Origin of the sequence: Microcystis sp. LE19-10.1B (assembly GCF_027530565.1) — a bacterium.
Classification (GTDB): domain Bacteria; phylum Cyanobacteriota; class Cyanobacteriia; order Cyanobacteriales; family Microcystaceae; genus Microcystis; species Microcystis aeruginosa.
Genome location: NZ_JAPZQM010000434.1, coordinates 1 through 8,802, shown reverse-complemented (window position 1 = coordinate 8,802; position 8,802 = coordinate 1). Strand labels below are relative to the sequence as shown.

Sequence of the window (8,802 nt, the reverse complement as noted above, 5' to 3'; positions counted from 1 at the left end):
CTGGTTATGGTGCGAAACCTTAGGCTATTGGTTGGGAACTTGGGAGGGTACTATTGACCGAGAAACGGCAATCTGGGCCAGATTTTATGACTCGGAAGGCAATTTAATCCCCTTGCCAGAAGAAGCAGCACAGGAGCAAGCGGCCGCAGCACAGGAGCAAGCGGCCGCAGCACAGGAGCAAGCGGCCGCAGCACAGGAGCAAGCGGCCGCAGCACAGGAGCAATTAAATGCTACTCAGCAAGCTCTGGAAGCGGAAAGACAGCGTTCTCAACGGCTGGCGGCTCGTTTGCGAGAAATGGGGATAGACTTGTAGTACAAGTGTAACGAATGTTCGGGGTGGGGAGATGGGGAAATGACCTGATGGGGAGCTTTTTGCCTGACTGACGGGCAGATTTTCAACACAATCAGTGGTCGTGCCAAATTAATTTCCTCAACCTTGAGGAGAAATTCTGTCAACTTCGATCAAAAGCCGCGTAAATTCTGTATTTTCTCTGAAAGTCTTATACATAGCTTTTAAAATTGTGATCGTAGCGGTAGGCTAATTCAGATCAATTAAACTTCTTCCTCACTCCCGACTTTGTTAGTACCATGAAACCTAACTCTGGCCTTAAACGGTTATTATCCCTGATATCTGCCGTTTCTTGTAGTTCCCTCTTGATTTTATCCCCTCTAGCCCAGAGAGCGCAAGCAGACGATATTACGGATGCCCTAGAAGCGGTAATTGAATATACGGCTCAATTACACCAGATCAATTTTAAGTATTTGTTAAGCGATGGCCCGATAACCACTCCCTGCGGCGTAATTTCCCTAGCGGCTTTCTGCACTGTAGATAATACAGTCTATGTCAATCTCAAGCAAGTTACTGGTATTAGCGATAATCCTTTATTTCCCCTTTACGCCGTCGCTCACGAGGCCGCTCACGCTGTTCAGTGGAATCGGGGTATTGGTGGCATCGATGAAGGTGGGATGAGCATCGGCATTGAATTACAGGCCGATTGTCTAGCGGGAGATACCCTTTCTTGGTTATTTACCGAAGCTAGAGGTTTATCCAAACAGGATTATATACTAGCGGGAAAACTTCTAGGGGAAGCCGCTTCGGAAGTGGGCGATTTTGAAGTTCCTAATCGCTCCCACGGGACACCACAACAGCGAGGTGATTCGGTCTTGCAAGGATTCTACGGGGAAAATCATGAAGCTTGTATGCGTTAGCTAACACTCAAGGCTATATTTCCCCTAGAATGCCTAAAAAAGCCTAAAAAACTACTGTAACCCTAACCAAGATAACAGACCTTGGCCAGTTAGATACTCGATCAACAGGGTGATCACAAAACCAATCATAGCAGCCCTACCGTTGAGGCGCTCGGCATAGTCATTAAAGCCAAATTTGGGATCTTCTAATTTGGGGGTTTGAGTCGGTTGTGGTTCAGTCATGATCTTTACAGTCCGTTTACATTTCTTTACTATTCTAGCGGAGTTAGAAGTTAGGTTGTAACTAATTTCTAACTCCTCTCTATTTGCCCTAATCTCGACCGTTAAGAGCGATTAAAAGGCGCAGAATAAAGATAAATAGGTTGATATAGGTCAAATACATCGATAAAGCAGCACTAAGATACTGTTCATCTCTGTAGGTACGGGGCAAGATGTAAAAGTCCACCACTGCCGAACCAGCAAACAAGAAAACCCCGATGCCAGAAATGGCGATTTCTAACCAGGTGGGAGTAGCGCCACCAAAGATAGAGAAAATTAGCTGACCAATGAGAACAATAAAGAGAGCGAGAATACCGATGCTAACGGTTTGAGTCAGGGCTAAACCATCTTTTTCCGACAGATTCGAGCCGATATTGCGTCCCAAGACAAAAGCGATGCCGCAACCGAGGGCAGCAATTGCCACTCCTCGCAAACCAACACCGGAAGTACCTAAGGCCACATAGACGATTCCACTGAGAGTATAGCCAGAAAGAAGACTATAGAGAGTCAGCAGGGGCAGAGCAGTGCCTGTATTGCCTCTTTCCGCAGTATTACGGGCGACAAAAAATAAAATAATCTCGGCAATCAGAGCGACAAAGAAAGTCGGGAAGAAAATCTGGGGATAGGATTGGATCACACCTAAACCGCCATAGGTTCCCACCGCAGTCAAAATTAGACCGCCACCGAGATAGGGCAGGGCCTTGGGGATAACATTGGGGCCGATAAGTGCTTGGCTTTTAGCCTCGCGTAAAGCTTGGCGAAAATTACTGGTATTACTCATGGTGACTAGGTTCGAGATACTTGTCTCAATCAATCTTGTTAAACAGAAACTATTCTTGATTAGTTCGTCAAGAATGGCAAATCGGAGGGAAGAAAAAAAGGTAAATTTTTCCCCCGGCATCGATTCCCTCTTGATTGTAACGAAAAGACTAGGGATCGAGCTAAGTAGGTAGGTGTTAAAAATTGTCAGATACCCCCCTTATCAAGGCGGGATCGGCACCCCCCTTATCAAGGGGGGATTAAGGGGGGATCGAACCGAAAATCCATTTTCACCCCCCTTGACCGCTCAAGTTACCTTAAACAGAAGCCCAATTCAAGGCGATTATGTCCCATAAACTGGATATTTCCTGTTTTTATTAATTACAATCTTCAGAGTATCCCCTGACCTAAAGCCAAACCTGTCACCAACATTCCTAACACTAGAAAAGGCTGGGCGCTGGCTTGATATTTGACATCATTTTTGAGCGGATCCCGCAAAAAATACATATCTTGGAAAGTGATCTGAGGGATAATTAATAACAGTAAAATAGCGGCATAAAGATTCTGATGAATACTAATCAGATAGCCCGCAATTCCTGCTTGAAAAACATCGATCATAATCACACAAATCCAAGCTGCGGTGGTAATTCCAAACATAACTGGCAAGGATTTTAAGCCTAATTTTTCGTCACCTTCCACACTTTTAAAGTCGTTGACCACAGCAATGCCTAAACCCGCCAGACTATAGATGAGGGTTAGGATCATAATTGTCCAATTTAACTGACCAAAAAGGGCGTGACCTGCCCACCAAGGTAAGGCTATATAACTAGCACCGAGGGCATAATTTCCTAGCCAACCATTTTGTTTTAATTTTAAAGGCGGCGCTGAATAAATATAGGCAATAAAAGAACCAAATAGGGTTAAACAGAGCATGATCGGGAAATCATGACCGGCCCAGCGATCGAGAAGATAGGCTATTCCTAACCCACCCGCTAATAAAACCAAAATCTGGCCGACTACTTGCGGAATAGAAATTGCCCCCGAAGGAATCGGGCGATAGGGTTCATTAATTGCATCGATTTCTCGATCGTAAAAATCATTTAAAGTTTGGGTATAACCGGTCATCAATGGACCGGAAAGTAACATACAGGTGGCCGCTTTTAAGACATCTTCTAAAGACCAAGTATAATTCCCCGATGAAGCAGCCCCACAGACAACCCCCCAAATTAGGGGAATCCAAGTGATCGGCTTCATCAATTGTAAGCGGATTTTCCAGAGGGAAGTTTCTGCCGATGAAGCCCCTTTCATCCCCAATAATTGGCGAGTTTTTGCGCCTCGATTATCCTTGTTTTCTATCTCGGTGTTCGACATAATCCCTTAAAAAGAAATAATTAAGTAACCGTCTTGGAATTTGGCCCCTTTTACCGCTCGTCCGGTTAGAGGCGGTGGTACATCAATATTACGCCGTTGATCCCCGGCTTCGATGGTTAATTCTGGACCCGATTGCGTCAGTTTTACCTGTTTTTTCTCGAATCCGGGTAAATAAACCTTGACCTGACCGGCTGCCGTATCGATTATTAACGGTTTGGGCGGCTGCACCGTGAGAAAATTGGGTAACTCGGCGATTAATTCCTGCCAATCTTCTCCTTGACGGTCGGGTAAAATCGCAGCCGGCAGCGGGGCAAAATCCTCCGTAGCACTCTGACAGCGATTAAAAATCACTCCCCCCACATTTAAACCGATTTGCTGCGCCCCACCCCAAAGATATTTGGCATCTGCGATCGCAAGTGGATCATCATTGGTGACTAGATAGGCTAAAACTCGCCGAGGATCGGCTAAAGCCGAGCGCCCCTCGTCTAAAATGTTATTATCGGCCTTCTTCCCCAAACCATCGGGATTAAAGGAGAAATTCAGCACGGCAGCGGCGATCGGTTGGAAAAAGGGAGAAAGGGTGCGACCAATCTCGGAATCACTGAAAACCTGCCGAAAACGCCGTAAATACCAGCCACCTACCTCTGGAATCCCCAACATTCTCAGACTGTTGATATCTCCGCTGCCGTCGTAGATGATGACATCGTAATTTCCGCTTTTATCCTGTTCCCGCAGGAAATTTAAAGCTAGAGCTTGATCCATTCCGGGTAAAATGCCCAACTCTTGACCATAAACATTTTTCAAGGTGGGAGAACGCAAATACTGCTTTTCCAGTTCCTTGACTTCTTCCCAACTTTTTTCTAGTAACTGTGTACTACTAAGCTGCACAACCGAGAGATTAGGGGCAATTTCCGTAATAGAGGAGCTAGGGGAGGCCTTGAGGAGTAATCCCCAAGCGGGACCAGAATCTTGCCCGATCAAGAGAACTTTTGACCCCAGACCAGCCATTTTCTTTGCCGAAGCGATCGCTATTGTACTGCGACCGCTGCCCCCCTTGCCCAAAAAGGTCAAAATTAAGGACATAATTAATTCCTAAGCGTTGTATTTAGATGAGTTTGAGTTCATCCTCAAAAAACCAAGTAGCGGTCTTATCATCGAACTGGACAACAGCACCAACACCGCTGCCATCGGTCATCTTAAAATTTTTGATGACACCCACTTTACCCAATTTACCCGCTACATCCGAGTTAACGCGGTCTCTTAAGCGACAGACCTTGACTTTTTGCCCGATTTCCATTACTTCCACAGTTTTAATAAGACGATAATTCAATAAACCAATCCTAAGTTTAATATAAATTCGTGTCAGATAAACCCCCCAATGATCTTCGGTCATTGGTCTTTCTAAGATCATCTGCACTCAGCGATCATATATACTAAGACATTGAACAAAATCAACTTCTTGCTTAGGATAGGCAAAAGACAAAAGGCAAAAGGCAATAGGCAAGAGGTAAGAGGTAGTTAGATAAGTAGCTGGTTATAATTGAATTAAAAATGGATTTTAGGTTCGATCCCCCCTGCCCCCCTTGATAAGGGTGGTGCCGATAGGCGGGGGGATCTACCCTTAATAAGGGGGGCATCTGAAAGTTTTCAATACCTACCTATGTGCGATTAATTGTGTCTAACTACTCAAAAAAGGAGTTTTATTTGGTTTCTGGGGCAGGATTTTGCAGATTTTCCAGTTGTTCTCTTTGCTTGCGTTTAAACTCCTCAGCCGCTTCGTTGATATTATTGAGGGTATCTTCCTGAAATTCCGATCCGTCCCGGCTACGGCGAAAATTACTATTATGAATCAAGTCTAAAGGATTAAAACCACCGAGATCATCCCTGCCATCGGAACTACGTTCATTTTTTTGATAGTCCGGTTGACTGGGGTTCAAGCTTTGAGCTAACACTTGCGGACTAAAATCAGCGCCGACTAATAAAATAGTAGCTAGGAATAAAGACGATTTGATTAACATTTTTTGAGTATTCATAATCTGACTAACTCCTCAGAAAATTAAGTGGGTAGGTGTTAAAAGTTGTCAGCCCCCCCCTTATCAAGGGGGGCGGGGGGGATCAGAGGCAAAATCTATCTTCAATTTAATTATAACTACTTACTTGTCTAGTTTTTGGTTGTGAGAAAGTTGCAGGCTTTTCAGTGAAAGTAAACTGATAACTGATAACTGATAACTGATAACTGATTTAAGCAAAACGACGACGAAGTAAGGGCTGAATTGCCAAAAGGATTAGCAGATCAAAAGCTAAGAGCAGGCCTAAAACTGTCAAGAAATTGAGGTCAAGCCAAGGGGTTTGTAAGACTATGCTATCAAAAGACCAGTGCTGATTGAAATAAATATAACGGATCGGTTCGATCGCATAGGTAAGAGGGTTGAGACTAGCGATTACTTGTAACCAATCTGCCATAAAGTTTAAGGGTGCGAGGGCGGTACTGGCAAATAAAAGCGGTAAATTGGTGACGAAAATGACGGCGATTAATTCGATATGTCCGGGGAGAGCAAAGGTTAAACTGAGACTTAAGGCAGTCATCCCCAAAACGATTAGGAACACAATCAAAGCGATCGCACCTAATCCGGCTAAACTAGGCCACCCGGCCCCTAAAAAGGCACTAGCGGCCACGATCGAGGCGGTTTGGATGAAACTGAGGGCGATAATATAGATGGTAGAAGCGGCCACGATCGAGTAACGAGTGGTTAAAGGTGCTACCAAAAGACGGTTAAGAAAGCCAAATTCTCGATCGAACATTACTGGCAAACCGGCATTTAAGGCCCCAGAAAAAGCGGTAAAGACAATCACCCCGGGGGCGAGAAATTTAGCATAACTGAGATCGTTGCCGAATAGACCCTGGGGGGCATTATAAAACAATGCCCCGAATAAAATCAGCCACATAAATGGCTGAATTACCCCCGCGATTAGGGTTGAAGGACGACGTTGTAATTGGATGAACAGACGTTTAGTCATGGCCAGAGTTTCTTGCAGAAATTCCCCTAGTACATTTCCCCCATCGTCCACCGTTGCTGCTCTAGTGGGATTGGGGGCTAAACTAGCTTTTAAGGAAGAAGGTGTGATGGTTTGGCTCATGAAATATTTACCTCAAAAGGGAAGGGTTTAGGTAGAGATTTTGGGATTGTCACTCTCAATCCCCAGCAAGCTAACAGTTTTATTTTAAAGTGAACAGAAGGATATAGCAGTTATCTTTATTTTGAGGCGATAAGTCTCTGGTTTTAGGGAAAACCAGAACTCATGTATCAGTTAAGCGTACTTGCATTAGGGAACGCACCCGACAAAATTGCGATCACAATACCAGCTAATGATGCATCCCACCCATTGGATTGCGATCACCAAACCAAGCCATTAACCAAGTTTGCATCTGCCGAATTTCCCGGTGCTGGCTAGTGGCAATGTTCTCAGCAAAGGGCTGGACAGCCTGATGCTTCACCAGATTATGATTCAGGAGCATTTGCGACATCATCACGGCTCCCATATGATGTTTAATCATATCTTGTAAAAAAGTTTGCTCTAGGGCATCGCCCTGAAGTTGACTCAGATCGCGCATCATGGGAACGTAGGAGACGCTAATATTCCTTCCGGGATACCACTCATTGAGCCAGTTTTTCATCTGAGCAATTTCAGCAGTTTGCACTTGAATGATATTTTCAGCAAACTGCCTCATCTCAGGACGACTAGTGCGTTCCAGAATAACCTGGGCGGTATCGATTGCCTCCTGATGGTGGGGAATCATTTGGGCAAGATAGTTAAACTCGCTACTGACCTGCATATGATGCATCCCACCCATGCCGTTGGGAGAAAATTGAGCAGAGGCGGAATCTGGAGAATTTCCAGATGGACGTGTCAGAAGTAAAGTTGAGGTTGCAGCCAACCCAAGAGCGGCAACCGCCCCCAGCACAATAATGGCTTTATTTTTCATGGGAGAAACCATTTACAAACCTCACTATACTATAGCACCTGCCCAAAAGTAACCGGAACTATCTTGACCAAGAAATTGGCAGTCTAACGGCTGAACTCACCCGCCGTCGTTAACTTCCGATAAGGCTCAGACGGTAACTGATGAGCCTTTCTTTGTCAACTCTTGAGGTTGATGCGTTTCATTTTTGAATTGGCGTATTGTTCTTCAGGTAGAATCTGAAAATAGCGTTCCCAGGTTCTACCTGGGAACGAGGTAGGAGGCGCGGGTTTCCTCTCTCTTTTTTTGGGGGGTTTTGATAGTTAACGTCAGTTCGGGATAAGGGTGGAAAGAAAAGGCGGGGGCTAGTAAGCTGAAAAATATATAAACTCAGCACCCCCAACCCATCTATGTCTAGTCTAGAAGCTCTTTTCTGTCATGTCGACGACGGATGCCGTGTATTTGAACCTAAATTAGAACAGACAAGGCTTTGGTCCGATAATAAAGCTCGTAAACGTGGCAAAATCTTGACTTTAAGCGAAATTATGACCATCCTGATCGCTTTCCATCAAAACCACTACCGTAATTTTAAACATTTCTACCTCGATCATGTTTGTGTCTACTGGCGACAAGAGTTCCCTCAACTGCCTAGCTATCAACGTTTTATCGAATGGATACCCTCGACTCTCATCCCCTTATGCGTTTACTTGAAGCATTGTTTTGGTCGTTGCACGGGGATTAGCTTTGTCGATGCCACCAAAATTCAGGTCTGCCATAATCGCCGCATCAGTAGTCATCGGGTGTTTGACAATTTAGCCGCACGGGGAAAAACCTCTGTGGACTGGTTTTTTGGCTTTAAACTGCATTTACTGGTGAACGAGGAAGGAGAATTGCTCAATAGAATTCTCTCCATTTGCTAAAATGATAGCCATGTATATAGAAAAAGTTCCTAACCGTAATTCCCCCCCCGCTGTTCTTCGACCAGAGTCCTACCGAGAAGGAGATCAAGTCAAAAAAAGAACCCTTGCCAATCTCTCAAAATTACCCGATGATATTATCGACAATCTGAAACTGGCTCTTAAAGGAGCAACACTGTCCATGACTGAAGGCATTCCCAATCATTTTGAAGTGATTAGAAGTCTTCCTCATGGTCATGTGATGGCTATTTTAGAGACGATTAAAAAATTAGGTTTAGATAAAATAATCAGTGAAAAATCCTCACGAATCAGAAACTTAGTGGTGGC

10 protein-coding genes and 2 pseudogenes are annotated in these 8,802 nt (G+C 44.6%); 4 read left to right on the top strand and 8 right to left on the bottom strand.

The features are described 5' to 3' along the window. Both O9332_RS15870 and O9332_RS15865 read left to right on the top strand, forming a co-directional pair. Positions 1-313 (top strand): annotated as a pseudogene (locus O9332_RS15870) (Uma2 family endonuclease); the annotation flags it as partial. A gap of 275 nt (positions 314-588) precedes the next feature. Then, positions 589-1,209 (top strand): hypothetical protein, encoded by a 621-nt coding sequence (locus O9332_RS15865; protein ID WP_004266757.1) that lies wholly within the window; start codon positions 589-591, stop codon positions 1,207-1,209. A gap of 51 nt (positions 1,210-1,260) precedes the next feature. On the opposite strand, the gene O9332_RS15860 is transcribed toward O9332_RS15865, so the two are convergent. The 8 genes from O9332_RS15860 to O9332_RS15825 form a co-directional block, all read right to left on the bottom strand. Then, the gene (locus O9332_RS15860; RefSeq protein WP_002742489.1) at positions 1,261-1,431 is read right to left on the bottom strand and encodes a CAB/ELIP/HLIP family chlorophyll-binding protein; all 171 of its coding nucleotides are present in this window, start codon (positions 1,429-1,431) and stop codon (positions 1,261-1,263) included. 88 nt (positions 1,432-1,519) lie between these two features. Beyond that, entirely contained in the window at positions 1,520-2,248 is a 729-nt protein-coding gene (locus tag O9332_RS15855) for a Bax inhibitor-1/YccA family protein (protein ID WP_043999493.1), read from the bottom strand. 368 nt (positions 2,249-2,616) lie between these two features. Next, a complete protein-coding gene (chlG, locus tag O9332_RS15850) occupies positions 2,617-3,597 on the bottom strand; it encodes a chlorophyll synthase ChlG (protein ID WP_004266754.1) in 981 nt (326 codons plus the stop codon). 6 nt (positions 3,598-3,603) lie between these two features. Then, complete coding sequence (locus tag O9332_RS15845) at positions 3,604-4,680, bottom strand: Get3/ArsA fold putative tail anchor-mediating ATPase NosAFP (RefSeq protein WP_004266753.1); 1,077 nt, start codon at positions 4,678-4,680, stop codon at positions 3,604-3,606. A gap of 22 nt (positions 4,681-4,702) precedes the next feature. Then, a complete protein-coding gene (gene petP, locus O9332_RS15840; protein ID WP_002742483.1) occupies positions 4,703-4,894 on the bottom strand; it encodes a cytochrome b6f subunit PetP in 192 nt (63 codons plus the stop codon). Between the two features lie 403 nt (positions 4,895-5,297). Further along, complete coding sequence (locus tag O9332_RS15835; protein WP_004266750.1) at positions 5,298-5,630, bottom strand: hypothetical protein; 333 nt, start codon at positions 5,628-5,630, stop codon at positions 5,298-5,300. A gap of 208 nt (positions 5,631-5,838) precedes the next feature. Continuing rightward, a complete protein-coding gene (locus tag O9332_RS15830; protein ID WP_288026370.1) occupies positions 5,839-6,735 on the bottom strand; it encodes an ABC transporter permease in 897 nt (298 codons plus the stop codon). Positions 6,736-6,961: 226 nt separating this feature from the next. Then, on the bottom strand, positions 6,962-7,594 hold the full coding sequence (locus O9332_RS15825) for a DUF305 domain-containing protein (RefSeq protein ID WP_004159682.1): 633 nt from the start codon (positions 7,592-7,594) through the stop codon (positions 6,962-6,964). Positions 7,595-7,968: 374 nt separating this feature from the next. Between O9332_RS15825 and O9332_RS15820 the strand changes: the two are divergent. Together O9332_RS15820 and O9332_RS15815 are read left to right on the top strand one after the other, a co-directional pair. Further along, positions 7,969-8,457: pseudogene (locus tag O9332_RS15820) on the top strand (transposase); the annotation flags it as partial. Positions 8,458-8,488: 31 nt separating this feature from the next. Further along, on the top strand, positions 8,489-8,802 hold a 314-nt coding region (locus tag O9332_RS15815; protein WP_502846656.1), incomplete at its 3' end, for an IS1634 family transposase N-terminal domain-related protein.

What these genes read in the sequence shown, in the direction of transcription:
- O9332_RS15830 (WP_288026370.1), bottom strand. Translation starts at nt 6,735, where the DNA reads ATGAGCCAAACCATCACACCTTCTTCCTTAAAAGCTAGTTTAGCCCCC.
- chlG (WP_004266754.1), bottom strand. Translation starts at nt 3,597, where the DNA reads ATGTCGAACACCGAGATAGAAAACAAGGATAATCGAGGCGCAAAAACT.
- O9332_RS15825 (WP_004159682.1), bottom strand. Translation starts at nt 7,594, where the DNA reads ATGGTTTCTCCCATGAAAAATAAAGCCATTATTGTGCTGGGGGCGGTT.
- O9332_RS15835 (WP_004266750.1), bottom strand. Translation starts at nt 5,630, where the DNA reads ATGAATACTCAAAAAATGTTAATCAAATCGTCTTTATTCCTAGCTACT.
- petP (WP_002742483.1), bottom strand. Translation starts at nt 4,894, where the DNA reads ATGGAAATCGGGCAAAAAGTCAAGGTCTGTCGCTTAAGAGACCGCGTT.
- O9332_RS15855 (WP_043999493.1), bottom strand. Translation starts at nt 2,248, where the DNA reads ATGAGTAATACCAGTAATTTTCGCCAAGCTTTACGCGAGGCTAAAAGC.
- O9332_RS15845 (WP_004266753.1), bottom strand. Translation starts at nt 4,680, where the DNA reads ATGTCCTTAATTTTGACCTTTTTGGGCAAGGGGGGCAGCGGTCGCAGT.
- O9332_RS15860 (WP_002742489.1), bottom strand. Translation starts at nt 1,431, where the DNA reads ATGACTGAACCACAACCGACTCAAACCCCCAAATTAGAAGATCCCAAA.
- O9332_RS15865 (WP_004266757.1), top strand. Translation starts at nt 589, where the DNA reads ATGAAACCTAACTCTGGCCTTAAACGGTTATTATCCCTGATATCTGCC.